Source organism: Arenimonas malthae CC-JY-1, from assembly GCF_000747075.1.
GTDB lineage: Bacteria > Pseudomonadota > Gammaproteobacteria > Xanthomonadales > Xanthomonadaceae > Arenimonas > Arenimonas malthae.
This window is the reverse complement of the sequence record NZ_AVCH01000203.1, coordinates 16,390-42,957: the sequence shown is the minus strand read 5'-3', so window position 1 is coordinate 42,957 and position 26,568 is coordinate 16,390. Positions and strand designations below refer to the sequence as shown.

The 26,568-nt window shown below is 72.1% G+C and carries 23 protein-coding genes; 8 read left to right on the top strand and 15 right to left on the bottom strand.

Annotated features, from left to right (window positions below; genetic code table 11):
• Positions 1–5: 5 nt before the first annotated feature.
• The 9 genes from N790_RS13735 to N790_RS13695 all read right to left on the bottom strand — a co-directional run bounded on the left by N790_RS13735 (position 6) and on the right by N790_RS13695 (position 11,965).
• Positions 6–767, bottom strand: a complete 762-nt coding sequence (locus tag N790_RS13735; RefSeq protein ID WP_043805117.1) for a LytR/AlgR family response regulator transcription factor — start codon at positions 765–767, stop codon at positions 6–8.
• Positions 764–1,858: a sensor histidine kinase gene (locus N790_RS13730; protein WP_156970096.1), complete on the bottom strand. Its 1,095-nt coding sequence runs from the start codon at positions 1,856–1,858 to the stop codon at positions 764–766. The genes N790_RS13735 and N790_RS13730 overlap by 4 nt, the downstream gene beginning before the upstream one ends.
• 8 nt (positions 1,859–1,866) lie before the next feature.
• On the bottom strand, positions 1,867–2,460 hold the full coding sequence (locus tag N790_RS13725; RefSeq protein WP_156970095.1) for an ester cyclase: 594 nt from the start codon (positions 2,458–2,460) through the stop codon (positions 1,867–1,869).
• A 119-nt stretch (positions 2,461–2,579) separates the two neighbouring features.
• Positions 2,580–4,664 (bottom strand): copper-transporting P-type ATPase, encoded by a 2,085-nt coding sequence (locus tag N790_RS13720; protein ID WP_043805116.1) that lies wholly within the window; start codon positions 4,662–4,664, stop codon positions 2,580–2,582.
• 71 nt (positions 4,665–4,735) lie between these two features.
• Entirely contained in the window at positions 4,736–7,882 is a 3,147-nt protein-coding gene (locus N790_RS13715) for an efflux RND transporter permease subunit (RefSeq protein WP_043805114.1), read from the bottom strand.
• A gap of 1 nt (position 7,883) precedes the next feature.
• Positions 7,884–9,035 (bottom strand): efflux RND transporter periplasmic adaptor subunit, encoded by a 1,152-nt coding sequence (locus N790_RS13710; protein ID WP_052385976.1) that lies wholly within the window; start codon positions 9,033–9,035, stop codon positions 7,884–7,886.
• A gap of 152 nt (positions 9,036–9,187) precedes the next feature.
• On the bottom strand, positions 9,188–10,480 hold the full coding sequence (locus tag N790_RS13705; RefSeq protein WP_052385975.1) for a TolC family protein: 1,293 nt from the start codon (positions 10,478–10,480) through the stop codon (positions 9,188–9,190).
• Between the two features lie 130 nt (positions 10,481–10,610).
• The gene (locus N790_RS13700; protein WP_043805111.1) at positions 10,611–11,030 is read right to left on the bottom strand and encodes a hypothetical protein; all 420 of its coding nucleotides are present in this window, start codon (positions 11,028–11,030) and stop codon (positions 10,611–10,613) included.
• Positions 11,027–11,965, bottom strand: coding sequence for a pseudouridine synthase (locus tag N790_RS13695; RefSeq protein WP_052385974.1), 939 nt, complete (start codon positions 11,963–11,965; stop codon positions 11,027–11,029). Before N790_RS13695 ends, N790_RS13700 begins: the two co-directional genes overlap by 4 nt.
• Before the next feature lie 74 nt (positions 11,966–12,039).
• Between N790_RS13695 and N790_RS13690 the strand changes: the two genes are divergently transcribed.
• The 6 genes from N790_RS13690 (at position 12,040) to N790_RS13665 (ending at position 18,893) form a co-directional block, all read left to right on the top strand.
• The gene (locus tag N790_RS13690) at positions 12,040–12,711 is read left to right on the top strand and encodes a Fe2+-dependent dioxygenase (protein ID WP_043805109.1); all 672 of its coding nucleotides are present in this window, start codon (positions 12,040–12,042) and stop codon (positions 12,709–12,711) included.
• Between the two features lie 82 nt (positions 12,712–12,793).
• Complete coding sequence (locus N790_RS13685) at positions 12,794–14,008, top strand: NnrS family protein (RefSeq protein ID WP_043805106.1); 1,215 nt, start codon at positions 12,794–12,796, stop codon at positions 14,006–14,008.
• 19 nt (positions 14,009–14,027) lie between these two features.
• The gene (locus N790_RS13680) at positions 14,028–14,429 is read left to right on the top strand and encodes a SirB2 family protein (RefSeq protein WP_043805105.1); all 402 of its coding nucleotides are present in this window, start codon (positions 14,028–14,030) and stop codon (positions 14,427–14,429) included.
• The gene (locus tag N790_RS13675) at positions 14,426–16,345 is read left to right on the top strand and encodes a pyridoxal phosphate-dependent decarboxylase family protein (RefSeq protein ID WP_043805103.1); all 1,920 of its coding nucleotides are present in this window, start codon (positions 14,426–14,428) and stop codon (positions 16,343–16,345) included. The genes N790_RS13680 and N790_RS13675 overlap by 4 nt, the downstream gene beginning before the upstream one ends.
• Positions 16,342–17,409 carry a PLP-dependent cysteine synthase family protein gene (locus N790_RS13670; protein WP_043805101.1) on the top strand — a complete coding sequence of 356 codons (1,068 nt, stop codon included), beginning with the start codon at positions 16,342–16,344 and terminating at the stop codon, positions 17,407–17,409. Before N790_RS13675 ends, N790_RS13670 begins: the two co-directional genes overlap by 4 nt.
• Entirely contained in the window at positions 17,406–18,893 is a 1,488-nt protein-coding gene (locus tag N790_RS13665; RefSeq protein WP_043805100.1) for a UbiD family decarboxylase, read from the top strand. The genes N790_RS13670 and N790_RS13665 overlap by 4 nt, the downstream gene beginning before the upstream one ends.
• Here the strand turns inward: N790_RS13665 and N790_RS13660 are convergent.
• The gene (locus N790_RS13660) at positions 18,851–19,318 is read right to left on the bottom strand and encodes a hypothetical protein (protein ID WP_043805098.1); all 468 of its coding nucleotides are present in this window, start codon (positions 19,316–19,318) and stop codon (positions 18,851–18,853) included. The two genes, N790_RS13665 and N790_RS13660, sit on opposite strands and share 43 nt — an antisense overlap.
• Positions 19,319–19,465: 147 nt before the next feature.
• Here N790_RS13660 and ubiU point away from each other — a divergent pair, with 147 nt between their 5' ends.
• Together ubiU and N790_RS13650 are read left to right on the top strand one after the other, a co-directional pair.
• A complete protein-coding gene (ubiU, locus tag N790_RS13655; RefSeq protein WP_043805097.1) occupies positions 19,466–20,464 on the top strand; it encodes a ubiquinone anaerobic biosynthesis protein UbiU in 999 nt (332 codons plus the stop codon).
• A gap of 4 nt (positions 20,465–20,468) precedes the next feature.
• On the top strand, positions 20,469–21,347 hold the full coding sequence (locus N790_RS13650) for a U32 family peptidase (protein ID WP_043805094.1): 879 nt from the start codon (positions 20,469–20,471) through the stop codon (positions 21,345–21,347).
• Here N790_RS13650 and fabB read toward each other — a convergent pair whose 3' ends face one another.
• The 5 genes from fabB to ubiT form a co-directional block, all read right to left on the bottom strand.
• The gene (fabB, locus tag N790_RS13645) at positions 21,348–22,562 is read right to left on the bottom strand and encodes a beta-ketoacyl-ACP synthase I (RefSeq protein ID WP_043805092.1); all 1,215 of its coding nucleotides are present in this window, start codon (positions 22,560–22,562) and stop codon (positions 21,348–21,350) included.
• 2 nt (positions 22,563–22,564) lie between these two features.
• Positions 22,565–23,080: a 3-hydroxyacyl-[acyl-carrier-protein] dehydratase FabA gene (fabA, locus tag N790_RS13640; protein ID WP_043805090.1), complete on the bottom strand. Its 516-nt coding sequence runs from the start codon at positions 23,078–23,080 to the stop codon at positions 22,565–22,567.
• Between the two features lie 66 nt (positions 23,081–23,146).
• Positions 23,147–24,634: an L-aspartate oxidase gene (locus N790_RS13635; protein ID WP_245593793.1), complete on the bottom strand. Its 1,488-nt coding sequence runs from the start codon at positions 24,632–24,634 to the stop codon at positions 23,147–23,149.
• 2 nt (positions 24,635–24,636) lie between these two features.
• A complete protein-coding gene (gene nadA / locus N790_RS13630) occupies positions 24,637–25,671 on the bottom strand; it encodes a quinolinate synthase NadA (protein ID WP_043805089.1) in 1,035 nt (344 codons plus the stop codon).
• Complete coding sequence (ubiT, locus tag N790_RS15395) at positions 25,668–26,522, bottom strand: ubiquinone anaerobic biosynthesis accessory factor UbiT (protein ID WP_052385973.1); 855 nt, start codon at positions 26,520–26,522, stop codon at positions 25,668–25,670. Before ubiT ends, nadA begins: the two co-directional genes overlap by 4 nt.
• Positions 26,523–26,568: the final 46 nt, after the last annotated feature.

Below are 26,568 nucleotides of genomic sequence, written 5' to 3'. Positions count from 1 at the left end.
TTTTTTCAGCCCAGCAACTTCTCCAGCGCCGCCCGGTAACGCCGGCTTCCGTTCACCTTGGCGCCGCTTTTCTGGATCACGACGAAGTCGCCGTTGAACAGCGGCTGCACTTCGCGGACATGGCCGATGCCGATGATGGCGGCGCGCGAAATGCGGACGAACCACGCGGGATCGAGCCGCGCCTCGAGGCTGGCCATGGTCTCGCGCATCAGGTGCGGCCTGGCGCCGGCGTGGACTTCGACGTAGTTCCCCGCGGCGACGAGCCGCTCGACCTCGCCGACATCCACCAGCCGCACCCGGCCTTCGGAGCGGATCGCCAGGCGGTCGGGATGGCGCGGCGCCCCGCTCCGGTCGATTTCGCCCAGGGCAAGCGCCACGCGGCGCACGAAGTCGCCGTCCAGCCTGGCCAGGCGCTCGCGCGCACGCTGCAGCGCGCGGCGGAAACGCGCCGGATCAATGGGCTTGAGCACGTAGTCGAGCGCCTGCGCATCGAAGGCGCGCACGGCGTGCTGGTCGAAGGCCGTGACGAAGATGACCGCGGGCATGCGCTGGGCGCCCACCGCCTCGATCACGGCGAAACCATCGAGCTCGGGCATCTGCACGTCCAGGAACACCAGGTCCGGCGCAAGCCTGCCAATGGCGTCGACCGCGCTTTCGCCGTCGCCGCATTCCTCGATGACCTCGATGTCCGTCTCCTGCCGGAGCAGCCGCAGGAGGCCCCGGCGGGCGATGGGTTCGTCGTCGACGACCAGCACGCGGATGCTCATGGCCGGGTCCGCAGCGGAATGATTATTTCGGCAACGACGCCGCCATCCGGCGCGTTGCGCAGGTCGAAGCGGTGCCTGCCGGGGTACATCAGCGCCAGGCGCGCCCGCGTGTTGGACAGGCCCACGCGTTCGCTCGCCCCCGGGGGAAGGCCGCGCCCGTCATCGCGCACCAACAGCTGCAAATCGTCGCCTTGCCGCTGGGCCCTGATTTCGATCCGGCCCGGCCTGGCGCGCGCGGCGAGGCCATGGCGCAGGGCGTTCTCCACCAGGGGCTGCAGGACGAGGTTGGGAACCCGGGCCTCCAGCAGCTCGTCGGGCACGGCGATTTCGTAGTCCAGGCGCCCGTCGAAACGCGCCCGCTCGATCCCGAGGTAACTCCCGAGGAAGTCGAGCTCCTCGCGCAGCGGCACCTCGTGCTCCTCGCCGCTGTCGAGCAGCCGGCGCAGCAGGGCGCTGAGCTGGAGCAGGATGCGGTCGGCGGCATCGACGTCCTCGCGCATCAGCACCGAGATGGTGTTGAGCGCATTGAACAGGAAGTGCGGCTGCAGCTGGGTGCGCAGCGCCTGCAGCCGCGCGTCGGCCAGCTGCGCCTCGAGTTGCAGCTGGCGGCGGTCGTTTTCGCGCGCCGTCCGCACCAGCCGTTCCAGCTGCGCCGCGCCGACGACGAGCCAATAGACCGGCAGGTTCAGCAGGAAGGTCGTGCCCAGCAGCCGGCGCAAGGTGGCCAGCCAGGTGGGTTCGGCATTCGACGCGCCGACCAGCGGCGCCAGCAGGGCGAACAGGGCCAGGCTGGCCACGGCGAAGGCCGGTGCCGACAACGCATGGACCGCGAGCGAAGGGAACAGGCGCGGCCGTTCCACCGGGAAGCGCGCCGCCAGGCGCAGGGCAAGCGGCGTGAGCGCGGCCCACGTGGCCGCCCAGGCCAGCCAGACGAGGCTGGCGCGCCCCCAGGCCAGTGATTCGCCGCGCACGTTCGCGGCAAACCAGGCCTGGCCCGCCAGCAGCATCGCCACGAGCGTCCAGGCCGCCAGCACGGCAAGCCCCCGGTATTCCACCGGGGGCCCGCCCGAACGTCCAACGCGCTTGCCCATCACTGCCCTCAGCGGGTTCCACCCTTGGCGGCATTGCCGGTCGCGGGCGCCGCGGCCGGTGCCGGCAGCATACCGAGTTGGCGCATCAGGCCAAGCGAGTTGGCGCAGGTCCACTCTTCGGCGATGCGCCCGTCGGCCATGCGGAACATCGTGGTGCCGTGGGTTTCCACGCTCCGGCCCGTGGCGGGGATGCCGTTGCCCGTGCCGGTGTTGGTCCCCGTCGCGGTCCAGCGCACCGCCACCATGTCGTTCTCGGCGACCATCAGGTCGATGCGCATGTTGAGGTCGGGGAAGGCATCGCGCCAGCCCTTGGCTTCGGCCATGCCCTGGGCGTGGGTGAAGGTCCGCGCACCGCCGTGGCCGACGAAGTCCGGCGCATAGGGCACGTCGAACCGGCCCTGGTTGAGGCCCTCCTCGTACACCCGGCGGGCGAGCGATTTGTTCTGTTCGGGCGTCGAAGGGTGCACGCCGTCGGCGGTGGCTGCGCCACACGGCAACACGCCGGTAAGCGCCACGAACGCGGCGAAGGCGGACAGCAGGGTTTGTCTGAATTTCATGGCCAGCTCCGATACGCACGATTGCGTGGAGCGGATGATGGGCACGGCGCCGCCGCGCCGGCAGGCCTCCTGTGACGGGTGGAGGCTGCGGCGTGGCAAGCGGAGGCGGCGGTCACCTGCCCCCCCGTGGACAGGGCGGTCCCGGGGGCAGGAGCTCCGTCCCGTCAGGCGTGGCCGCCCACCCGGCGCAGCCGCAGCGCATTGGCCACCACCGAGGCCGAACTCAGGCTCATCGCCAGCGCCGCGATCATCGGACTGAGCAACAGGCCGAACGACGGGTACAGCAGGCCCGCCGCGACAGGCACGCCCAGGGCGTTGTAGAGGAAGGCGAAGCCGAGGTTCTGCTTCATGTTCGCCACCGTCGCCTGGGAGATCCGGCGGGCGCGGGCGATGCCGCGCAGGTCGCCCTTGACCAAGGTGACCTGCCCGGTGGACATGGCCACGTCCGTCCCGGTGCCCATGGCGATGCCGACATCGGCGCGGGCCAGCGCCGGGGCGTCGTTGATGCCGTCGCCGGCCATGGCCACCCGCCGGCCCTGCTGCTGCAGCGCCGCGACCAGGTCGGCCTTGTCCTGCGGACGCACTTCCCCGTGCACTTCGTCGATGCCCAGCGCCCTTGCCACGGCGCGCGCGGTGGTCTCGCCGTCGCCGGTGGCCATGATCAGCCGCAGGCCGGCCTGGCGCAGCTCTTCCAGGGCGGCCGGCGTGCTGGCCTTCACCGGGTCGGCCACGGCGACCAGCCCCGCTGCGCGCCCTTCCACCGCCAGGAACATCACACTGGCGCCCTCCGCGCGCAGGGATTCGGCCTGCGGCAGCAGCCCGCCCACATCGACGCCCTCCTCGGCCATCAGCGCATGGTTGCCCAGGTCCAGCGCCTTGCCCGCCACCCGCCCGCGCACGCCAATGCCGCTGGCGGACTCGAAGGACTCCGCCTCCGACAGCGCCAGTCCGCGCTCCCGTGCCTCATTGACGATGGCGGCGGCCAGCGGGTGTTCGCTGCCCTGGTCGAGCGAGGCCGCCAGCCGCAGGACTTCACCGGCCTCCCAGCCCGCGGCGCCGGCGGCGGTGCGGAACGCCGGCCGGCCCTCGGTGAGCGTCCCGGTCTTGTCCACGATCAGCGTGTCCACCTTGCGCAGGTTCTCGATCGCCTCGGCGTCGCGGAACAGCACGCCGGCGCCCGCTGCGCGCCCGGTGGCGACCATGATGGACATCGGCGTGGCCAGGCCCAGGGCGCAGGGGCAGGCGATGATGAGGACGGCGACGCTGTTGAGCACCGCGTACACCCAGGCCGGCTCCGGCCCGAACAGGCCCCAGGCGAAGAAGGTCAGCACCGCGATCGACAGCACCGCCAGCACGAACCAGTAGGAAACGACGTCGGCCATGCGCTGCATCGGCGCGCGCGAACGCTGGGCGTTGGCCACCAGCTGCACGATCTGGCTGAGCATGGTGTCGGCGCCGACCTTGCCGGCCACCATCACCAGGCTGCCCGAGGTGTTGAGCGTGGCGCCGATCACCGGGTCGCCGGGCCCCTTGGCCACCGGCAACGATTCCCCGGTGATCATGGACTCGTCCACGCTGGAATGGCCCTGCTCGACCCTGCCGTCGGTGGGCACGTTCTCGCCCGGGCGCACGCGCAGGCGGTCGCCGACGTGCACCTGCGAGACCTCGACGTCCTCCTCGCTGCCATCGGCACGGATGCGCCGCGCCGTCTTGGGCGCGAGCCGGAGCAAGGCCCTGATCGCCGCCGAGGTCTGCGAGCGCGCCCGCAGCTCCAGCATCTGGCCCAGCAGGGTCAGCGACACGATCACGGCCGCCGCTTCGAAATACACGCCCACGCGGCCGTGTTCGCGGAACGAAGGCGGGAAGATCCCGGGCGCGACGGTGGCGACCACGCTGTAGAGGTAAGCCGCGCCCACGCCGGTGCCGATCAGCGTCCACATGTTGAGCTGGCCGGTGCGCAGCGACGTCGCCCACCTGGCGAAGAACGGCGCCGCCGCCCAGGCCACCACGGGCGTCGACAGCGCCAGCTCGATCCAGGTCCGCGTGGCGGCGTCCAGCGCGCCCCAGCGATGCCCGGCCATGGCCAGCGCCAGGACGACCAGGGTCGCCGGAAGCGTGACCCAGAACCGCCGGGTGAAGTCGGCGAGCTCGGGTGATTCTTCGTCCTCGACGCTGGGCACCATGGGCTCCAGCGCCATGCCGCACTTGGGGCAGGTGCCGGGCGCGTCCCGGATGATCTCGGGATGCATGGGGCAGGTGTAGCGCGTGCCGGGGGCCGCGCCCCCGGGCCGTTCCGGGTTTCCTGGTCGGTGCGGGTGGCTCATGGCAGGCCTCCTCCGGCAAGACTCGTGTTGGCGCGGGAGATCGCGCGTTGTTTCACCAGCGCATAGATCGCCGGGATGACCACCAGCGTCAGCGCCGTCGACGACACCATACCCCCAACCATGGGCGCCGCGATGCGTCGCATCACCTCCGAACCGGTGCCCGTGCTCCACATGATCGGCAGCAGGCCGGCCATGATCGCCACGACGGTCATCATCTTCGGGCGGACGCGTTCCACCGCGCCCGCGACGATCGCCTCGGCGAGGTCGCCAGCGGAAAGCGCCCCGCCCTGCGCGCGACGTGCCTCGGCCCGGGCTTCCAGCGCCTGGTCGAGGTAGATCAGCATCACGACGCCGGTTTCGGCCGCGACGCCGGCCAGGGCGATGAAGCCGACGGCCACGGCCACGCTCAGGTTGTAGTCCAGCGCCCAGAGCAGCCACACGCCACCGACCAGGGCGAAGGGCACCGAGAGCATCACGATCAGTGCTTCGCCGACGCGGCGGAAGTTGAGGTAGAGCAGCAGGAAAATGATGGCCAGGGTCACCGGCACCACGACCTTCATCTTCGCGATCGCCCGCTGCATGTACTCGTACTGCCCGCTCCAGGTCGCGTAATAACCCGGAGGGAAGGCGACGTCCCGCGCCACGGCCGCCTGCGCCGCCTTCACGTATGCGCCCAGGTCTGCGTCCCGGGTGTCGACGTAGATGTAGGCCGACAGCAGGGCATTTTCGGTGCGGATCGACGGCGCGCCCCGGCGGATGCGGAGGTCGGCCAGCTCGCCCAGCGGAACCTGCGCGCCGCCGGGCGTCGCCACCAGCACCTGGCTTGCGATGGCTTCGGGACTGTCGCGAAGCCCGCGCGGGTAGCGGACGACCACCCCGAACCGCTCGCGGCCCTCCACGGTGCGCGTGACCACGTCGCCACCCAGCGCGGTGGCCACCACGTCCTGCAGGTCGCCCACGGGCAAGCCATGGCGCGCCAGCTGCCGGCGGTCGGGTTCGATGTCCAGGTACAAGCCGCCGGTCAGGCGCTCGGCGTAGGCACTGGTGGTGCCGGGGACCGTGCGCACGGCCGCTTCGATCTGCCGGGCCAGGCGCTCCATCCCGGCCAGGTCGGTGCCAAAGACCTTGATGCCGATCGGCGTGCGGATGCCGGTGGCCAGCATGTCGGTGCGCGCCTTGATGGGCATGGTCCAGGAGTTCGCCACGCCCGGGAACTGCAGCGCCGCGTCCATTTCGGCGATGAGCTTGTCCACGGTCATGCCCTCGCGCCACTGGTCCTCGGGCTTGAGGTTGATGACGGTCTCGAACATCTCCAGCGGCGCCGGGTCGGTCGCGGTCTGCGCCCGCCCGGCCTTGCCGAAGACCGATTCGACTTCCGGGAAGCCCTTGATGATCCGGTCCTGCTGCTGGAGCAGTTCCGCCGCCTTGGTGACGGACATCCCGGGCAGCGAGCTGGGCATGTACAGCAGGGTGCCTTCGTTGAGCGTCGGCATGAATTCGCTGCCCAGGCGGGACGCGGGCCAGGCCGACACCGCCATCACCAGGAGCGCCGCGCCGACCGTGGCCGCCTTGTGCCGCAGCACGAGGTTGATCACCGGCCGGTAGATCCCCACGAGGAAGCGGTTGACCGGGTTCCGGGCCTCGGGAAGGATCCGGCCGCGCACGAACAGCAGCATCAGCACCGGGACCAGGGTCACCGACAGCAACGCGCCCGCGGCCATGGCGAAGGTCTTGGTGGAGGCCAGCGGATGGAACAGCCGCCCTTCCTGCGCTTCCAGGGCGAACACGGGCAGGAAGGAGACGGTGATGATTACCAGGCTGAAGAAAAGCGCCGGGCCGACCTCGCGGCAGGCGGCGATGATCAGCGCCAGGCGCGGCGTGCGGCCGTTGTCGCGCTCGATGTGCTTGTGGGCGTTCTCGATCATCACGATCGCGGCGTCCACCATGGCGCCGATGGCGATGGCGATGCCGCCCAGGCTCATGATGTTGGAGTTCATGCCGAGCAGGCGCATGGCCAGGAAAGCGACCAGCACGCCCACGGGCAGCATGATGATCGCCACGAGCGCGCTCCGGACGTGGAACAGGAAGACCACGCACACCAGGGCGACGATCAGGGCCTCCTCCACCAGCGTCCAGCGCAACGTGGCGATGGCGCGGTGGATCAGGTCGGAGCGGTCGTACACGGCGCGGATCGAGACGCCCTCCGGCAGGCCAGGGGCGATCTCGGCGATCCTCGCTTCCAGGCCTTCGATCACCGCCAGCGCGTTCTCGCCGAATCGGGCCACCGCGATGCCGGCGACCACCTCGCCCTCGCCGTCGAGCTCGGCGATGCCACGGCGCTCGTCCGGCACCAGTTCCACCGTGGCCAGGTCGCCCACCCGCACCGGGGTGCCGCCATCGGCCTTGACCACCAGTTGTTCGATGTCCTCGATGCCACGCAGGTAGCCGCGGCCGCGGATCATGTACTCGGTCTCGGCCATCTCCAGCACGCGGCCACCCACGTCGCGGTTGCTTGCCGCGATGACCTCGGAAATCCGGGCGAGCGGAACCCCGTACTGGCGAAGCCGTCCCGGGTCCACGGTGACCGAGTACTGGCGCACGAAGCCGCCAACGCTGGCGACCTCGGCCACGCCCGGCGCCTTGGCCAGCTGGTAACGCACGTACCAGTCCTGGGCCGCGCGCAGTTCGTCGAGCGAACGCTGGCTGCCCTCGAGGACGTACTGGTAGACCCAGCCCACGCCGGTGGCATCCGGACCCAGGGTCGGCGAAACACCGGCCGGGAGCTGCTTCGAGACGGTTCCCAGGTATTCAAGCACGCGCGAGCGCGCCCAGTAGATGTCGGTGCCGTCCTCGAAGATCACGTAGACGAAGGACGCGCCGAAGAAGGAGAAGCCGCGCACGACCTTCGACTTCGGCACCGACAGCATCGCCGTGGTCAGCGGGTAGGTGACCTGGTCCTCCACCACCTGCGGCGCCTGGCCGGGCACCTCGGTGAACACGATCACCTGCACGTCGGAGAGGTCGGGCAGCGCGTCGAGCGGCGTCCTCGCCAGGGCATACAGGCCTGCACCGGTGACGGCGAGTGTCGCCACCAGCACCAGGAAGACGTTGCGCAGCGACCATTCGATCAGACGGGCGAGCATGTCAGTGGCCTCCCGTGTGGCCGGCATGCGGGTCCTCGGCCGGGGCCTCCGGACCGCCCGCCTCGCCGGGCGCCATGCCGCCCAGGGCGGCACGCAGGTTGCTCTCGGCATCGATCAGGAAATTCGCCGAGACCACGACGGTTTCGCCGGCCGACACGCCCGAAAGCACGGCCACCCGGTCGCCGGCCCGCGAACCCAGGCGCACTTCGCGCGGCGTGAACCGGCCAGGCGCGGTCTGCACCAGCACGACCTGGCGCGTGCCCGAATCGATCACCGCCGAGCGGTCGACCACGACCACGGGCGTCGTCGCCCGCCCCACCAGCTCGACGTCGCCGAACAGGCCCGGCCTCAGCCGGCCCTCCGGGTTCTCCAGGGCGATGCGGACGCCCAGGGTCCGGCTGCCGACATCCACCAGGGGCTGGATGAAGTCCACCTCGCCCTCGAAATCCTGCCCGGGCAGGCTGGGCGTCGCGAAGCGGGCGGCGTCGCCGACGGCGATATCCGCCAGCGCCGAGGCCGGTACCTGCGCCACCACCCAGACCGAGGACAGGTCGGCCAGGCGCAGGATCGTCTGCCCCGGTTCGAATCGTTCGCCCTGCACGACGCGCTTCTCCACCACGACCGCATCGGCCGGGGCCGACAGCACCAGCCGCGCCCCGCTGCCCGGCCGGGCCACGCCGGCACCCGACACCTCCCAGTTGCGCAGGCGCGCCAGGGCGGCGTCGCGCAGGCGGCGCATCGTTTCCGCGCCGGCCGGGTCGCTGCCTGCCAGCCGCGCCGCGGCCTCGTCGGCCACCCGGAACTCCTGCTGCGCCGCGACCAGTTCGGGGCTGTACACCGTTGCCAGGGCGTCGCCGCGCCGGACCGCCATGCCGGTCTGGTTGGCGTGCAGGGTTTCGACCCAGCCCTCGAAACGCGGCGCGACCGCGAACTCGCGGGTTTCGTCCACCGCCACCGTGGCGCTCGCCCGCACCCGGGTGGCCAGGGACTCGCGAACGGCCACTTCCGTGCGGACGCCCAAACGCTGGATCTTTTCCGGCGACAGCAGCACGGCCCCCGGCTCCGGCGCGGGCGCCTCGTCGGCATACACCGGCAGGTAGTCCATGCCCATCGAGTCCTTCTTCGGCACCGGCGAGGTGTCGGGAAGACCCATGGGATTGCGGTAGTACAGGACCTCGCGGCCGACGGGTTCCGCCGTGGCGTCCCGCCGCGGCGATTCCGCCGGCGCCGATGCACGCCCCGTCCACCAACCCACCGCCACTGCCGCTCCCAGGGCGAGCGCCAGCGCACTCCACTTCACTCCGTTCATTGCACACCTCCGGTGATCGCGCGCACGGCGGCGGCGGCCAGCAATTCGTCGCGGCGCGCGTCCAGCCGCGCCAGGTCCGCGCCCTGCCAGGCCTCCAGGGCTTCGAGCAGGGTTCCGAAATCCACTTCGCCCACGCGGTAACTGGCGAGGGCCGACTCGAAGTTGGCCTGCGCCTGGGGCATCAGCGTCCGTTCGATCAGGCGGCGCTGGTCGCCCGCGCCGCGGGCCTGCGACCAGGCCTGGCCGAGTTGGCCGGACAGTTCCGCGACGAGTGCGTCGGACCGGGCCCGGGCCGCGTCGCCCCGCAGGCGCGCCTCGCGTTCGCGTTCGCGGCGGGCGCCCTGCTGCAGCGGGATGTCGACGGACAGCATCACTTCGTACCCCTCGACGCGGTCCTGTCGCTGCAGGGCGCCGATCCCCAGGCCCAGGTCGGGGTAACGCGCGCGACGCTGCAGCTCGATGGCGGCGTCGGCGGCGCCGGCCCGGGCGGCGCTGGCCTGCAGCGCGGGGTGGCCTGCGTCGGCCAGCAAGGCCAGGGCGCCGTCCAGAGTGTCGGCAGGCAGCGCCAGCACCGGCGGCGCCGCCGGTTCGGCCAGCGGGGCGTCGGCGCGGCGCGCCAGCACGGCATTGAGCATCGCCGCCGTCTCGTCGCGCCCGGCCAGGCGGGCGATGCGTTCCCCCTGCAGGCCGGTGCGGGCCACCTGCGCCCGGATCGAATCCTGTTGCGCCGCCACGCCAAGCGCATAGCGGCGGCGCGCGACCTCTTCCATCCGGCCCAGCAGTTCGATCTGCCGGTCCAACACCGCCACGGCTTCGCGGGCGTGCCAGAAGCGCACGTAAGCCTGCTCGGCCCGGGCCAGCAGGTCGCGGGCGGCCGCCTCGCGGTCCAGGCTCGCGGCGTCGGCCTCCCGGCGGGCGACGTCACGCGCCAGTCCGCGCTTGCCCCACATCGGGAACGACTGCCTGAGCCGCCAGGTCGTGGTTTCGACGTTGGCCGGCAGCAGGCTGGGGCGGTCGGGGTCGATGCCCATCAGTTCGATTTCGGCCATCGGATCGGGCAGTGCCCCGGCGGGCAGCACCCTGGCCTGCGCCGCCCCGGCCTCCGCCTGCAGGGCACGCAGTTCGGGATTGTGCGCGAGCAGCCAGCTCCGCACGGAGGCCAGGTCGGCGCCGGGGACCGGCGCGGCGGCCAGCAGCGTCGGCGCCAACGCCAACACGAGCGCCAGGACGGCAGCGGCGCGTTTGCGGGCGGCATTTCGCCGGCCCGGGGGAAAGGTGATTGATCGCATGGTGATCGCCTTGCACGTTCTGCGCACCGGGAGACGCGCAGGAGAGGTCGGGCGACGCCGGCCGCGCACGCGGCCGCGCCGGGTTGGCCAGGCCGGGCGCAGGGCGCGCGGCCTGGTCATCGGCGACGGATCAAATCAGCAGGAGACTGGCGGGATGGGCGGTGGGGCGGTGCCAGGAGCGCAAGGGGCCGGGCGGCAGCGTTCCGCCCGGAGCCAGGGGCGAATGCGCCAGGGCCAGCAGGAGGGGCGGCGCCGGCAGCGGGCCGAGCGCGGGCACGGTGAGCACGCGCGAGGCGTCGGTAGCCAGGTCGCTGCGGCTGCAATGGGATTCACAGCCTGCGGGAAGGTCGGCGTCCGGGGCCGGGGCCTCATGGCAGGGCGCGGGCGCAGGCTCGTCCGCCATGGCCATGCCGGCGTGGCTGCCGGACATCACCATGCTCGCCAGGGTGCAGGCCGGGTGGCTGGCCATGGCGAACTGCGTCCACAGCAGCGCCACCATCGCCAGCAGCGACAGCCGGGCACGCAGGTGGGTTTGGCGCAGGCGCTTCATCGTGGGCCTACCTTACTCCCGGCCGGGTGGATCGGGTGCTGATTTCGATCAAGTTCCCGCCGCTGGCTGGAGAATTCGCGCACGACGCCGCTGAGCGGGTCGGTGAACACCAGCCGCTTCGCCAGCAGCTGCAGCGGCGCCGAAAAATCGCCCGGCCCGCGATGCGCCGGCGCGGGATACAGCGGGTCGTTGGCGATGGGCGCGCCCAGCGCGGCCAGGTGCACGCGCAGCTGGTGCTTTCGGCCCGTGACGGGCGACAGCGCGTAACGCCAGAGGCCCTCGCCACGCTCGAGGACGTCGATGCGCGTCTCGCTGTTCGCGGCACCCTCCGCTTCCTGCATGCGATGGAACGGCTCGCCCGGCACGATGCGGCTGGTGCGCACGCAGGGAAACGATATGTCCGGCAAGGCCGGCGCCACCGCCTCGTAATGCTTTTCGATGCGCCGCTCGCGGAACAGCGCCTGGTAGGCCGCTCGGCTGCGCGGGTTCACGGAGAACAGCACCAGCCCCGCCGTCTCCCGGTCGATCCGGTGCAGTGGCACCAGGCCGGCGTTGCCGGTTCGGCGCACCAGCCGGCCCAGCAGGGTTTCATGCACGTGCACGCCCGCCGGCGTCACCGGCAGGAAATGCGGCTTGTCGGCCACCAGCAGGTCGGCGTCGGCGTAGAGCACGGTTTCTTCGAAGGGAATCCGCGGCTCGTCGGGCACTTCGCGGTAGTAGTGCACTTCCAGCCCGATCCGGTACGGCGTGTCCGGCGCCAGCCGATCGCCGGAAGAATCGAGCACCCGCCCGCGCGCAAAACGCGCCAGCCAGTCCGCGCGCGGCACGGCCGGGAAACGCGCGCACAGGCCGTCGAGCACCGTGGGCCAGGGCCCGGGTGGCAGTTGCAGCGTGCTGGCGGCAAGCCCATCGATGGCCGGGGGTCGTTTTCGCACGGCGCCAGTGTGCCAGCCGTCGGGCCGAGGCCCTACACTGGGCCCCGGAAACCCGCGACCGCCACGAGCCCCGCATGATCCTGACCCTCCCGGAACTGATCACCCCCGACGAACTGGCGCTGATCAAGCGGCTCGCCGGCACCGTCGCCTTCACCGACGGCAAGGCCACCACGGGCGAACTGCTGCAGAAGGCCAAGAACAACCAGCAGATCCCCTGGAACCACCCGGTGATGAAGGAAATCTCCGCCGTGGTCATGCAGGCCCTTGGCCGCTGCGACGCCTTCATGGGCATCGCCCACCCGCGCCGGCTGGCCGCCATGCTGGTCAGCCGCTACCAGCCCGGCATGGCCTACGGCCTGCACGTGGACGCGCCGATCATGGGCGAACCCAACCACGTGCGCAGCGATGTCTCCTTCACCCTGTTCCTGAACGAGCCCGACGCCTACCAGGGCGGCGAACTGGCCTTCGAAACCGGCAGCGGCGAATCGGCCTACAAGCTGCCCGCCCGCTCGGCCATCTGCTACCCCACCGGCCAGCTGCACCGCGTGCGGCCGGTGGAACAGGGCGAACGCCTGGCGGTGGTGGGCTGGGTGCAGAGCCTGGTGCGCGAACCGGCCGTGCGCGAGATGCTCTACGACCTGTCCGAGGCGCGGGAACACCTGATCGGCAAGGAAGGCACCCAGCGCGCCCTCGACCTGATCAACAAGTCCTACTTCAACCTGCTGCGGCGCCACGCCGAACCCTGACCGGGGGCGTTGCGACTGACTTGCATCAAGGCGCGGCCGCGGCCGTGCCCGCACCATGGCGGCACGTCACCAGGAGCCCGCCATGGCTGCCCTGCCGCAAGCTTCCCCCTTCCCGCTGGCCGCCATCGCGGCGGCCCCGCACCGCCTGCTGTTCTTCGTGGGCGCCGCCAACGTACTGGCCGCCATGGCCTGGTGGACCGGCTGGCTGGGCGGCCTGCTGCCCACGCCCAGCGTGCCCGCCGGCTGGATGCATGCCTTCGTCATGCAGTACCAGGTGCTGCCCACCTTCATCTTCGGCTTCCTGCTCACCGTATTCCCGCGCTGGATGGGCCAGGTGGAGGCCAGCCGCTGGCACTACCTGCCGGTGGGCCTGGGCCTGGTCGCCGGCCAGGCGCTGACGCTGGCGGGCCTGCTGTCGGGCTCGGCGCTGCTGCTGCACGTCGGCGTGGTGAACACGCTGGCGGGATGGCTGGCCGCCATGGCCGTGCTGGCCGGCTGGCTGCTGCGCGACCGCAGCGGCAACTGGCACGCGGTGTCGTGCTTCGCGGCGCTGGTGATGGGCCTGGCGGGGCTGCTGGCCTTCGTGGTGTACCTGCACCTGCCGCAGGAGCCGAGGCTGGCCTTCGCCATGCTCAAGATCGGCACTTTCGGCCTGCTGGTGCCCATCTATTCCACGGTGGCGCACCGCATGTTCCCGTTCTTCGCCGGCAACGTGGTGGCGGGCTACCGCGCCTGGCGGCCGATGTGGCTGCTGGCCGCCTGCTGGCCGCTGTGGCTGGGCCACCTGGCGCTGGAACTGGCGCATCTCTACCAGTGGCTGTGGCTGGTGGACCTGCCGCTGCTCGCGTTGCACGGCCTGATGCTCTGGCGCTGGTGGCCGCGGGGCAAGGCTCCCGCGCTGCTGCGCGTGCTGTTCGTCGGCTACGGCTGGCTGCCCATGGCGCTGGCGCTGTATGCCGCGCAGAGCCTGTGGTTCCTGGGCACGGGTGAATTCACCCTGGGCCGCGGCCCGGTGCACGCGGTGTCGGTGGGTTTCTTCGGCAGCCTGCTGGTGGCCATGGTCACGCGCGTGACGCAGGGCCACTCGGGCCGCCCGCTGGTGCTGGGGCGCGTCCCGGCGCTGGCCTTCATCGGCATGCAGGCGGTGGCGGTGCTGCGCGTGGGGTCGGAGCTGGCCGCGAACCCGGCGCCGTGGTTCCTGGCCGCCGGCCTCGGCTGGCTGCTCGTCTTCCTTCCCTGGGTGCTGCGCTCGCTGTGGATCTACGCCACGCCGCGCATCGACGGCCGCCCGGGCTGACCTTCCACCGGAGTTTCGGATGCTCGCGTTCTACCTGCAGATCAAGATGGTGCACATCGCCGCGGTGCTGGCCAGCGGCGGGCTGTTCGCGCTGCGCGGCGCGCTGGTGCTGGGCGGCGTGAAGTGGGCCATGGCGGCGCCGCTGCGCTACCTGAGCTACACCATCGACACGGTGCTGCTCACCGCCGCGCTGATGCTGCTCACCGCGCTCAAGCTCAATCCCTTCGTGGTGCCCTGGCTGTCGGTGAAGCTGGGCCTGCTGGTGGTCTACGTGGTGCTGGGCAGCCTGGCGCTGAAGCGCGCGCGCAGCCAGCGATCCCGCGCCCTGTTCTACGCGGCCGCGCTGGCCACCTTCGCCTTCATGTATTTCGTGGCCCGCGCGCACCATCCGCTGGGCCTGCTGCAGGGCCTCGCCTCGTGACCTCGCCCGCCATCCATCCCTGCTTCCTCGGCCCCTACGGCGAGAACGACACGCTGCTGGAAAAGCTGGTCGTCGAATTCCTGCGCGACCACGTCTACTGGCGCCGCAACTTCCACCCCGAGGACCCGCCGGCCATCCCCACCGGCGCCGCCGGCGAGCCGGCCTTCCGCGACTTCGAGGCGCGCATGCGCCGCGAACTGCACGCGCTGTCGGCCTCGCTCAAGCGCTCGGTGCCCTTCCACAGCCCGCGCTACATCGGCCACATGGTGTCCGACCTGCTGCTGCCGGGACTGGCGGCGCAGTTCCTCACCCTGCCCTACAACCCGAACAACGTCAGCATCGACGCGGCGCCGGTCACCATCGACCTCGAACTGAAGGTGGGCCTGCAGCTGGCGCGCATGTTCGGCTTCGTCGACGACCCGGCGCGCCCCGACTGCGCCTTTGGCCACCTCACCTCGGGCGGCACGCTGGCGAACTTCCAGGCCTTGCGGCTGGCGCTGGCGCTCAAGGCCTTCCCCGTGGCGCTGCGCGCCGCCGCGCCGCCCGGCCTGGCCCTGCCCGTCGACGACGAAGCGGCGTTCAACCTCACGCCGTCTGCCACCGTGGCGTTGCTCGAGGCGTGGAATGGCTGGCTGGCGCAGCAGACGCCGGCCGAACGCCGGCACTGGCGCCGCGCGCTGGCCGCACGGCGGCTGGAAACCCTGGGCCTGGCCGACTTCCTGGCCCGCCACCCCACCCTGCGCTCGCCACGCGTGCTGGCGCCGGTGACCGCGCACTATTCCTGGTCCAAGGGCATGAAGCTGATGGGCCTGGGCCGCGCCCAGCTCGAGCTGGTGCCCGAGCGCGGCATGCGGCTGGACCCCGGTGCGCTCGAGGACATCCTGGAACGCTGCCGGCGCGACCGCCAGCCCGTGCTGCTGTGCGTGGGCGTGCTGGGCAGCACCGAGTTCGGCACCATCGACCCGGTGGACGAACTGGTGGCCGCGCGCGAACGCTGGGCCGCCCAAGGCCTCGGCTTCGGCGTGCACGTGGACGCCGCCTGGGGCGGCTACCTGGCCACGCTGTTCCGCGAGCCCGACGGCAGCCTGCGCAAGCTCTCCGACATGCGCGAGGAGTTCCAGGACTTCCCGGCGCCGGAAGTGCACGCCGCCGTGGGCGCGCTGGCGAAGGTCGATTCGATCACCGTCGATCCGCACAAGCTCGGCTACATCCCCTACGGCGCCGGCGCCTTCCTGTGCCGCGACCAGCGCGCCATGGCCCTGCTGGCCGAAGACGCCGACTACGTCTTCAGCCCCGGCGAAGACGGCGATTTCTTCCGCCGCTACCGCCAGCTCGGCCGCTACATCCCGGAAGGCTCCAAGCCCGGTGCGGCCCCCGCGGCGGTGTACGTGACCCACCGCGTGCTGCCGCTGGACCACCAGAACTTCGGCGCGCTGCCGCGCGAGTCCATCCTGGCCACCGGCGCCTTCCGCACCGCGGCCACGCGCTTCGCCGCGCGGCTGGCCGGCCGCCTGCACTGCAGCGTGCCCTTCGAGCCCGACAGCAACCTCATCTGCCTGGCGCTCAACCCCGCCGGCAACCGCGACGTGGCCACCATGAACCGCTTCGTGCGCGCCCTGCACGAGCGCCTGAGCTACGACCCGCGCCAGCCGCTGCAGGCGCGCGAGTTCTTCGGCTCCATGACCACGCTGCGCCCGGAGATCCTGGGCGCGGAAGACACCGCGCGCGTACTCGCCTCGCTCGACCTCGACCCGGCCACGCTCGACGCCGGCGGCGAGGACGACGACCGCATCGTGATCCTGCGCCACACGCTGATGAACCCCTTCCTGCTCGACACCGGCAACGGCATCAGCTACCTGGAGATGTACTTCGAATACCTCGAACGCACGGCCGCCGCGCTGGTGGCCACGCCATGAGCGCCGCCGACCGCCACTGGCTGAAGCAGGCCCTGGCCAGCCTGGCCCAGGAAGCCGCGCGTTCGGCCGACACCCACCTGCTGCGGCTGGAGCTGCCCGCCTTCCCCGGCATCGACTTCTACTTCAAGGACGAAGCCTCGCACCCCACCGGCAGCCTCAAGCACCGGCTGGCGCGGTCGCTGTTCCTGTATGCGCTGTGCAACGGCCGCCTGCGCGAGGGCCAGGGCGTCATCGATGCGTCCTCCGGCAGCACCGCCATCTCCGAGGCCTGGTTCGCGCGCCTGCTGGGCCTGCGTTTCCAGGCGGTGATGCCCGATTGCACCGCGCCGGCCAAGGTGCGCCTGATCCACTCGCTCGGCGCCGAATGCGTGCTGGTGCCGGCCGGGGTGGACGCCAGCCGGCTGGCGCGCGAACGCGCCGCCGACGACGGCCTGTGTTACCTGGACCAGTTCGGGCTGGCCGAACGCGCCACCGACTGGCGGGGCAACAACAACATCGCCGAATCGGTGCTGGCCCAGATGGCACGCGAACCGCACCCGGAGCCGGCCTGGATCGTCTGCGGCGCCGGCACCGGCGGCACCTCGGCCACCATCGGCCGCTACCTGCGCTACCGCCAGCTCGACACCCGTACCTGCGTGGCCGAACCCACCGGCGGCGCCTTCGCCCACGGCTGGCGCACGCGCAGCCCGGCCGCGGTGGCGACGGCGCCCACGCTCATCGAAGGCATCGGCCGGCCGCGCGTCGAACCGGGCTTCCTGTTCGACGTGGTGGATGCCGTGCAGGAAGTGGACGACGCCGATGCCATCGCCGGCGCCTGGCTGCTCGAGGACATGCTGGGCCGGCGCTACGGCGGTAGTTCCGGCACCAACCTGGTGGCCTGCCTGGCCCTGGCCGAAGGCATGCGCGAACGCGGCGAGCGCGGCAGCATCGTCAGCCTGCTCTGCGACCGCGGCGAGCGCTATGCCGAAACCCTGTTCGACCCGGGCTGGCTGCAGGCGCACGGCATCGCCCTGGCGCCGGCGCTGCAGGCGCTGCGCGCGCGGCTGGGCACAACGCCGGCATGAGCCACGCCGACCTGCGCGGTTTCCTGGGCGTGCTGGAACGCCGCGGCCAGCTGCGCCGCGTCGCCGAGCCGGTGGATCCCGACCTCGAAAGCACCGCGCTGTGCCGGCTCGCGCTCAGGCGCGGTGGCCCGGCCCTGCTGATGGAAAACCCGGTGGGCTCGCGGCACCCGCTGCTGGGCAACCTGTTCGGCCACCGCGACCGCATCGAGCTGGCGCTGGGCGGACGCCCGCTTGCCTCGCTGCGCGAACTGGGCGAGCTGCTGGCGGCGGTGAAGGAACCGCGCTGGCCCCCGAACCTGCGCCAGGCGCTGTCGAGCTGGCCGGAACTGGCGCAGCTGGCGCTGGTGGCGCCGCGCACCACGAAGGACGCCGCCTTCAACGAGGTCGTGCTCGAAGGCGAGGACATCGACCTCGGCATGCTGCCCATCCAGCGCTGCTGGCCCGGCGACGTGGCGCCGCTCATCACCTTCGGCCTGGTGGTCACGCGCGGCACCCGCCAGCCGCGCCAGAACGTGGCCATCTACCGCCAGCAAGTGCTGGGCCGCCACCGCGTGGCCATGCGCTGGCTGCCGCACCGCGGCGGCGCGCTGGATTTCGCCGATTTCCGCGCCGCGCACCCGGGCAAACCCTTCCCGGTGCTGGTGGCCATCGGCGCCGACCCGGCGACCATGCTCGCCGCCGTGGCGCCGGTGCCCGACACGCTGTCGGAGTACGAATTCGCCGGCCTGCTGCGCGGCGCCCGCACGCGCGTCTGGCACAGCGAACTGACCGGGCTGGACGCCCCCGCCGGCGCCGAGATCGTGATGGAAGGCTTCATCGAACCCGGCGACACCGCGCTCGAAGGGCCCTACGGCGACCACACCGGCTACTACAACGCCCAGGGCGAATTCCCGGTGTTCACGGTGAAACGCCTGCGCCTGCGCCGCGACGCCATCTACCACGGCAGCTACATGGGCCGCGCGCCCGAGGACGAACCTTCGGTGCTGGCCTCGGCGCTCAACGAGGTGTTCGTGCCGATCCTGCGGCGCATCTTCCCGGAGATCGTCGATTTCTACCTGCCGCCGGAAGCCTGCTCCTACCGCATCGCCGTGGTCAGCATCCGCAAGCAGTACCCGGGGCACGCACGCCGCATCATGATGGGCGTGTGGTCCTACCTGCGGCAGTTCACCTACACCAAGTTCGTCATCGTCACCGACGACGACATCGACGTGCGCGACTGGCCGCAGGTGCTGTGGGCGCTGTCGACCCGGGTGGACCCGGCGCGCGACAGCCTGCTGGTGGAAAACACGCCCATCGACTACCTCGACTTCTCCAGCCCGGTGCCCAACCTCGGCTCGAAGCTGGGGCTGGACGCCACCCGCAAATGGCCGGCGGAGACCTCGCGCGCCTGGAGCGAGGCGATCGTGCCCGACCCGGCCGCGGAACGCCGCGCCGAAGCGCTTTACAGCGGCATCCAGGCCGCGTCCTCGAACAGCTGCGGGTAACGCGCCAGCACCGCGCGCAGCTCGTCCAGCGCCGCCTGGTCGAATTCGCCGCCGGCCAGTGCGCGGCTGGCCGTGAGCACGCGCGCCAGCAGCGGGTGCAGGGCCGCGTCGGGTTCGGGGTCCAGGCGGCAGTTGGCGAACATCTCGTCCACCGCCGCGCGCAACTCGGCGGCGATGCCCTGCACCTGCGCGGCTTCTAGGTGGCCGTGTTCACCGTGTTCCAGCGCCGCGGTGGCGGCGCGCACGCGCTGCATGCCGCGGCTGAGCGGCGCGTCGGGCTGCCAGCGGGCCGCCGGCGCGGCGGCATCGCCGGAAGGCGCGGCGGCCGCGTGGGCGTGCGGGTCGGCAGCGTGGGCGTGTTCGCCCGCCAGCGCCGGCAGCGGCAGCAGCAGGGCAAGGCAGATCGCGAAACTCAGGCGGGACATGGGGGTTCCTCGGGTTCGTCGCGCGGCGCATCGGGCCGCTTTCCCCCATGCTGCCCCGAGCGGGCGCGCCCGTAACTGACGCAGGTCAACGACAGGCCAGGCCGCCGCGGCGAGCATGTGGCCCCTGTCCACGGCGCGGAGTCCGCGATGCAACTGGTGTGTCCCGCCGGCAACCTGCCGGCCCTGCAGGCGGCCATCGACGCCGGCGCCGACGCCGTGTACGCCGGTTTCCGCGACCAGACCAACGCCCGCGCCTTCCCGGGCCTGAACTTCGACGAGGCCGAACTGCGGGCCGGCATCGCCTACGCCCACCAGCGCGGCCGCAAGGTCTACCTGGCGCTCAACACCTACCCCGAAACCGCCCGCCTGCGCGCCTGGCAGGCCGCGGTGGACCACGCCGCCGGACTGGGCTGCGACGCCATCATCGCCGCCGAGATGGCCGTGCTCGACCACGCCCAACGCGAGCACCCCAACATGGCCCGGCACCTGTCGGTGCAGGGCTCGGCCACCACCGCGCCGGCGCTGCGCTACATGCACGAGCGCTTCGGCATCAGCCGCGCCGTGCTGCCGCGGGTGCTGTCGCTGCAGCAGGTGGAGCGCCTGTGCGAACACTCGCCGGTGCCGCTGGAGGTGTTTGCCTTCGGCAGCCTGTGCATCATGGTCGAGGGCCGCTGCCAGCTGTCGAGCTACGTCACCGGCGCCTCGCCCAACCGCCACGGCGTGTGTTCGCCGGCGCGCTTCGTGCGCTGGGAGGAGCACGCCGACGGCCAGCGCGGCGTGCGCCTGAACGGCTTGCTGATGGACCGTTACGCGCCGGGCGAGCCAGCCGCCTACCCGACGGTGTGCAAGGGCCGCTTCGACGTGGGCGGCGAGGTTTTCCACGCGCTGGAGGAACCGACCAGCCTCAACACGCTCGAACTGCTGCCGCAGCTGGCCAGGGCCGGCGTCGCGGCGCTGAAGATCGAAGGCCGCCAGCGCGGCGTGGCCTATGTCGGCGCGGTCACCCGCACCTGGCGCGAGGCCATCGACCGCCATCGCGCCGACCCGGCGAACTGGTCGGCGCAGCCGCGCTGGCAGCAGGCGCTGTCGGCCCATGCCGAAGGCCACCAGACCACCCTCGGCCCCTACCACCGCGCCTGGCACTGACCGCATGAAACTCAGCCTCGGACCCCTGCAGTACTTCTGGCCGCGCGAGCGCACGCTCGCCTTCTACCGCGAAGCCGCCGGCTGGCCGGTGGACGTGGTCTACCTGGGCGAAACGGTGTGCAGCAAGCGCCGCGAACTGGGCACCCGCGACTGGATCGCACTGGCGGCGGAACTGGCCGGCGCCGGCAAGGACGTGGTGCTCTCCAGCCTGGCCCTGGTCGAGGCCGAATCCGAGCTCAATGCCGTGAACCGCATGCTCGACGACGGCCGCTTCCTGGTCGAAGCCAACGACCTGACCACCGTGCAGCTGTGCCGCGAGCGCGGCCGGCCCTTCGTGGCCGGGCCCAGCCTGAACGTCTACAACCATCGCGCGCTGACCATGCTGGCCGAAGATGGCCTGCGCCGCTGGGTGCCGGGCGTCGAACAGGGCCTGCCGCTGCTGGACGACCTGCTCGCGGCGCTCGATGCCGACGGCCTGGCGCGCCCGGAGCTGGAAGTGATCGCCTGGGGCCGGCTGCCGCTGGCATATTCGGCGCGCTGCTTCACGGCGCGCGCGCTCGACGTGGCCAAGGACGCCTGCGGCTTCCGCTGCATCGAACACCCCGACGGCCTGCCGCTGGCCACGCGCGAAGGCGAACCCTTCCTGCGCATCAACGGCATCCAGGTGCAGGGCGAGGAAACCACCGACCTCGGGCCGGAGCTGCCGGCGCTGCGCGCGCTGGGCGTCGACGTGCTGCGGCTTTACCCGCAGGCGCTAGACATGGCCTCGGTGGTCGAACACTTCGACCTGGCGCGGCGTTCGCCGCTGCCGCCGCCGCGCCGGGGCGCGGTCAACGGCTACTGGCACGGCCAGCCCGGCAAGCCGGGCCTGCCGGCGGGCTGATCAGCCGCGGTCGCGCTGGAACACCAGCGTGGCGTTGGTGCCGCCGAAGCCGAAGCTGTTCGACATCACGGTGTCGAGCACGGCGTCGCGGCTTTCGCGCAGGATGGGGAAACCTTCGGCCTGCGGGTCCAGCGTTTCGATGTTGGCCGAGCCGGCCATGAAGCCGTCGCGCATCATCAGCAGGCAGTAGATGGCCTCGTGCACGCTGGCGGCGCCCAGCGAGTGGCCCGACAGCGCCTTGGTGGACGACAGCGGCGGGATGTTTTCGCCGAAGGCCTCGCGCACCGCGCGCAGCTCCACCAGGTCGCCCAGCGGCGTCGACGTGCCGTGGGTGTTGAGGTAGTCCACCGGGGCATCGACGCCTTCGAGCGCCATGTGCATGCAGCGCACCGCGCCTTCGCCCGAGGGCGCCACCATGTCGGCGCCGTCGGACGTGACGCCGTAGCCGGCCAGCACCGCGTGGATGCGGGCGCCGCGGGCGTGGGCGCGGTCATAGTCCTCCAGCACCAGCATGCCGGCGCCGCCGGCGATGACGAAGCCGTCGCGGCCGGCGTCGTAGGGGCGCGAGGCGGTTTTCGGGTGTTCGTTGTGGTGCGTGGAGAGCGCGCCCATGGCGTCGAACTGCAGGCTCAGGGTCCAGTGCAGTTCCTCGCCGCCGCCGGCGAACACCACGTCCTGGCGGCCGGCGCGGATCAGGTCGGCCGCGGCGCCGATGCAGTGCGCCGAGGTGGCGCAGGCGGCGGCGATGGAATAACTCACGCCCTGGATGCCGAAGGCCGTGGCCAGGTTGGCCGACACGGTGGAGCCCATGGTGCGCGGCACCATGTACGGGCCCACCTTGCGCACGCCGCGCTCGCGCAGCAGGTCGGCGGCTTCCACCTGCCACTGCGTCGAACCGCCGCCGGAGCCGGCGATGAGGCCGGTGCGCGGGTTGCGGATGTCGGCTTCGCCCAGGCCGGCGTCGGCGATGGCCGACTGCAGGGCCACGTGCGCGAACGCCGCGCCGTCGCCCATAAAGCGCAGCGCCTTGCGGTCGATGCGCGACGCCAGGTCGATGACGGGCGCGCCGCCCACCTGGCTGCGCAGGCCGCGTTCGGCGGCTTCGGGCTGGTGGCGGATGCCGGAACGCCCGGCGCGCAGCGCGGCCGAGACGTCGTCGAGTTCATTGCCCAGGCACGACACGATGCCCATGCCGGTGATGGCGACCTTGCGCATGCTCACAGCGCCTCGGTGGAAGTGAACAGGCCGACGCGCAGCTCTTCGGCGGTGTAGATCTCGCGGCCGTCCACCAGGGTGCGGCCGTCGGCGATCACCATCTTCAGGCGGCCGCGCACGACGCGCCGGATGTCGATTTCATAGCTGACCAGCTTCGCGGTCGGCAGCACCTGGCCGGTGAACTTCACCTGGCCCACGCCGAGCGCGCGGCCGCGGCCCGGTTCGCCCAGCCACGGCAGGAAGAAGCCGGTGAGCTGCCACATCGCGTCCAGCCCCAGGCAGCCCGGCATCACCGGGTCGTCGACGAAGTGGCAGGCGAAAAACCACAGGTCCGGGCGCACGTCGAGCTCGGCGCGGATGATGCCTTTCCCGAACTTGCCGCCCTCCTCGCTGATCTCGGTGATGCGGTCGAACATCAGCATCGGGTCGGAAGGCAGGCGCGCGCCGCCGGGGCCGAACATGGCGCCGCTGGCGCAGGCCAGCAGCTGGGCGCGATCGAAGGAATGCGGGAGGTTCATCAAGGACTTCTTGGAGTGCGGAAGATGGGCCAAACCGTGCCAATGTCGCGCATGCGGCGGCGCGCATCAAGGAATTTCGCCGTACGCAGGCGTAGCGATTCGCTGGTGTATGGAAGGTCCGGCCGGCGTATCTTCCCGCCAATGCGCGCCCAGGCTGTCGCGGCGGGCCAGCGCAGCGTGCAGCAAACGCGTCGCCAGCCGGCCCTGCCACGCCTGCGACAAACCGGGCGTGGCGGCGATTTCCGCGAGTGCGCGGCGCAGGCCGTCGCCGTCGCGCACCGGTCCGAGCGACTGCGCGAGCAGGCAGCGCAGCGTTCGCAGGTCGCACGGCGGCGCATCGTCGCCCAGCGTGATCCACTCGTCCGCCGTCGCGCCTGGCGCCGACGCGTGCGACGCGAGCCAGGCGCCCAGCCGCCGCCCGAAGGCCACGCCCTCGAGCAGCGAATTGCTGGCCAGGCGGTTGGCGCCGTGCACGCCGTTGCAGGCGACTTCGCCCACCGCGTGCAGCCCGGGCACCGTGCTGCGGCCCAGCGCATCCACCGACACGCCGCCCATGTGGAAATGCGCCGCCGGCGCCACCGGCAGCCATTGCCGGCGCGGGTCGATGCCCTGCGCGCGGCCGATGGCCAGGGCCGTGGGGAAATCCGACGCAAGGCGATCGCCCAGCGCGGTGGCGTCGAGCCAGGCGCTGCCGCCGGCATGGCGCTCCCGCCACACCTCGCGTGCCACCACGTCGCGCGGCGCCAGGTCGCCCAGCGGGTGCCGGCCTGCCATCAGCGCGTGGCCGTCGCCGTCGCGCAGCACGGCGCCGGCGCCGCGCAGCGCCTCGGTGAGCAGCGGCAGCGGGCCACCGACATCCACGGCGAGCGCGGTCGGATGGAACTGGATGAACTCGAGGTCGCGCGCTTGCGCGCCGGCTTCCAGCGCCAGCGCCAATCCGGCGCCGTCGGCACCGGGCGGGTTGGTGGTGGCGGCGAACAGGGCGCCGATGCCACCCGTGGCCAACACCACGTCGGCGGCCTGCAGTCCGACGGTTTCGCCGGCGGCATCGGCCAGGCGCACGCCCGCCACCCGCCCCGCCCGCAGGCCGATGCCCTGCAACGCATGTGCGTCGAACCAGGTGATGTGCGCGGCCGTTTCGGCGCGCGCGGCCAGGGCCGCCACGATGGCCGCGCCGGTGGCATCACCACGCGCATGCACGATGCGATGGCGGCCATGGCCCCCTTCGCGCCCGAGGCAGTACCCGGACGCATCGCGATCGAAGCACACGCCCTGCCCGGCCAGCCACGCGATGGCCGACGCCGCCTGCGACACCAGCCAGTGCACGTTTTCCTCGTCGTTGTGGCCGGCACCGGCGACGAGCGTGTCCTGGGCATGCTGCGCCGGGTCGTCGCCTTCGCCCAGCGCGGCCGCCACGCCACCTTGCGCCAGCGCACTGGCGCTTGCCTCGCCGGGCCGGCCGCGGCTCACCAGCCACACCGGCCGCGGCGCCGCGGACAGCGCCACGGACAGGCCGGCGATGCCGGCGCCCACCACCACCAGCGGCTTTCGCACGCTCAGGCCGCGTCGCGCCGGCCGACCGCCAGCATGCGTTCCAGCGCCCGGCGGGCGCGCGCCGCCACGTCGCCAGGCACGATGACTTCGCCGGACAGGTCGCGCAGGCAGGCATGGATGTTCTGCAGCGTGATGCGCTTCATGTGCGGGCAGAGGTTGCAGGGTTTGATGAATTCGGTGGCCGGGAACTGCAGGCGCAGGTTGTCGGCCAGCGAACACTCGGTGATCAGCGCCACGCGTTCGGGCTGCTCGCGTTCCAGCCAGGCGCCCATGGCGGTGGTGGAGCCGACGAAATCGGCTTCGGCCAGCACCTCCGGCGGGCACTCGGGGTGCGCCACCAGGCGCGCGTCGTAACGTTCGCGGGCACGCCGCGCCTGCGCGGCGGTGAAGGTCTCGTGCACCTCGCAGCGGCCGTCCCAGAGCACCAGCTGCACGTCGGTGCGGCTGGCCACGTGCGCGCCCAGGTAGCGGTCGGGCAGGAAGATCACCTTGTCGGCGCCCATCGCCTCCACCACCTGCACGGCGTTGGCCGAGGTGCAGCAGGCGTCGGACTCGGCCTTCACTTCCGCCGTGGTGTTCACGTAGCTCACCACCGGCGCGCCCGGGTGGCGGGCGCGCAGCGCGCGCACGTCTGCGGCGGTGATGGCGTCGGCCAGCGAACAGCCGGCGCGGGCGTCGGGAATGAGCACCTTCACGCGCGGCGCCAGGATCTTCGCGGTCTCGGCCATGAAGTGCACGCCGCACAGCACCACCACCTCGGCGTCGCAGGTGGCGGCCGCCTGCGCCAGCGCCAGCGAATCGCCGGTGACGTCGGCGACGCCGTGGAAGATTTCCGGCGATTGGTAGCTGTGCGCCATCAGCACCGCGCCGCGTTCGCGCTTGAGCCGGCGGATCGCGTCGATCCACGGCAGGTGCAGCGGCACTTCCAGGCAAGGCACCAGCCGTTCGAGCGTGGCCGAGAGCGCGGCGTATTCCTCGTCCAGGCCCTCGCGCCAGCGCGGCGCGAAGTCGTCCCGGGGTTTGGTTGCAGCGTTCATGCCTGCTCCCGGTAGGCGTCGCGGGCGTCGCGCGCCAGGCGCGCGCCGCGGTTGAGGGCGATGCGCGCACCCAGTGGCACCGATTCCCAGGGCAGGCGGTCGAGCAGGTTGCGTGCGGTGAGGCCGAGCTCGGTGTCGCCGGTCAGTTCGAGCCGGCGCTGGAAGAACAGCGTGTCGGCGTCTTCGAGCCGGCTGGCGAGCAGCAGCAGGTCGGTGGCGCTGCCGCGCACGGTGGCTTCGGCGGGTTCGTCGCTGGCGCGCAGGCGGTCGCCCTGCAATTCCAACACCCACGACAGGCCCAGGTCCGGAACCGCGATGCCCAGCCGCCGGCCGCGCATGAAGTCCAGCTCGCCCTTGGCCAGCGGCGCGGCCAGCAGTCGGCCCACCGCGGCTTCCAGCGCGCGCTGCTGCCAGGCCTGCGGCAGGCGCGACAGCAGCGGCGCCCAGCGTTTCGGCGGCGGCAGCCAGCGCAGCAGGCGGCGGCGTGGTTCGGCGGGACCTTCGGCTGGCGGGCCCGCCAGCGCCGGCCGCATGGCCACGCCCTCGATGGCGTCGTCGTCCTCGTCCTGCGCATCGTCCAGGCCCTGCTGGCGCCAGGCGTCGGCGATCACCAGCGACAGCTGGCCGCGCGCGAGTTCCGGCGGCAGCCCGAGGCGGCGCGCCAGGCCCAGGCCGCGGGCCAGCACGCGCAGTTCGCGCTCGGGATCACGCGGTGGCAGGCCGGCGCGCTGTTTCAGCGTGGCGGCGGCGCCCACCAGGCGGCGGCGCCCGGCGAGCAGGAGCAGCATGGCGTCGTCGAGTCCGTCGATGCCACGGCGCAGCAGCGCCAGGGCGCTGGGTTCAGGGTTCATGGGGAGTCTCCCGCGTTGGAATGGAGGCCGGCGGCGCGGTGCGCAG

Coding starts and splice junctions, on each gene's coding strand:
- ubiT (WP_052385973.1), bottom strand. CDS start 26,522: ATGAACCCTGAACCCAGCGCCCTGGCGCTGCTGCGCCGTGGCATCGAC.
- ubiU (WP_043805097.1), top strand. CDS start 19,466: ATGCAACTGGTGTGTCCCGCCGGCAACCTGCCGGCCCTGCAGGCGGCC.
- N790_RS13665 (WP_043805100.1), top strand. CDS start 17,406: ATGAGCCACGCCGACCTGCGCGGTTTCCTGGGCGTGCTGGAACGCCGC.
- fabA (WP_043805090.1), bottom strand. CDS start 23,080: ATGAACCTCCCGCATTCCTTCGATCGCGCCCAGCTGCTGGCCTGCGCC.
- N790_RS13710 (WP_052385976.1), bottom strand. CDS start 9,035: ATGGGTCTTCCCGACACCTCGCCGGTGCCGAAGAAGGACTCGATGGGC.
- fabB (WP_043805092.1), bottom strand. CDS start 22,562: ATGCGCAAGGTCGCCATCACCGGCATGGGCATCGTGTCGTGCCTGGGC.
- N790_RS13650 (WP_043805094.1), top strand. CDS start 20,469: ATGAAACTCAGCCTCGGACCCCTGCAGTACTTCTGGCCGCGCGAGCGC.
- N790_RS13690 (WP_043805109.1), top strand. CDS start 12,040: ATGATCCTGACCCTCCCGGAACTGATCACCCCCGACGAACTGGCGCTG.
- nadA (WP_043805089.1), bottom strand. CDS start 25,671: ATGAACGCTGCAACCAAACCCCGGGACGACTTCGCGCCGCGCTGGCGC.
- N790_RS13720 (WP_043805116.1), bottom strand. CDS start 4,664: ATGCATCCCGAGATCATCCGGGACGCGCCCGGCACCTGCCCCAAGTGC.
- N790_RS13730 (WP_156970096.1), bottom strand. CDS start 1,858: ATGGGCAAGCGCGTTGGACGTTCGGGCGGGCCCCCGGTGGAATACCGG.
- N790_RS13680 (WP_043805105.1), top strand. CDS start 14,028: ATGCTCGCGTTCTACCTGCAGATCAAGATGGTGCACATCGCCGCGGTG.
- N790_RS13670 (WP_043805101.1), top strand. CDS start 16,342: ATGAGCGCCGCCGACCGCCACTGGCTGAAGCAGGCCCTGGCCAGCCTG.
- N790_RS13705 (WP_052385975.1), bottom strand. CDS start 10,480: ATGCGATCAATCACCTTTCCCCCGGGCCGGCGAAATGCCGCCCGCAAA.
- N790_RS13660 (WP_043805098.1), bottom strand. CDS start 19,318: ATGTCCCGCCTGAGTTTCGCGATCTGCCTTGCCCTGCTGCTGCCGCTG.
- N790_RS13685 (WP_043805106.1), top strand. CDS start 12,794: ATGGCTGCCCTGCCGCAAGCTTCCCCCTTCCCGCTGGCCGCCATCGCG.
- N790_RS13715 (WP_043805114.1), bottom strand. CDS start 7,882: ATGCTCGCCCGTCTGATCGAATGGTCGCTGCGCAACGTCTTCCTGGTG.
- N790_RS13735 (WP_043805117.1), bottom strand. CDS start 767: ATGAGCATCCGCGTGCTGGTCGTCGACGACGAACCCATCGCCCGCCGG.
- N790_RS13700 (WP_043805111.1), bottom strand. CDS start 11,030: ATGAAGCGCCTGCGCCAAACCCACCTGCGTGCCCGGCTGTCGCTGCTG.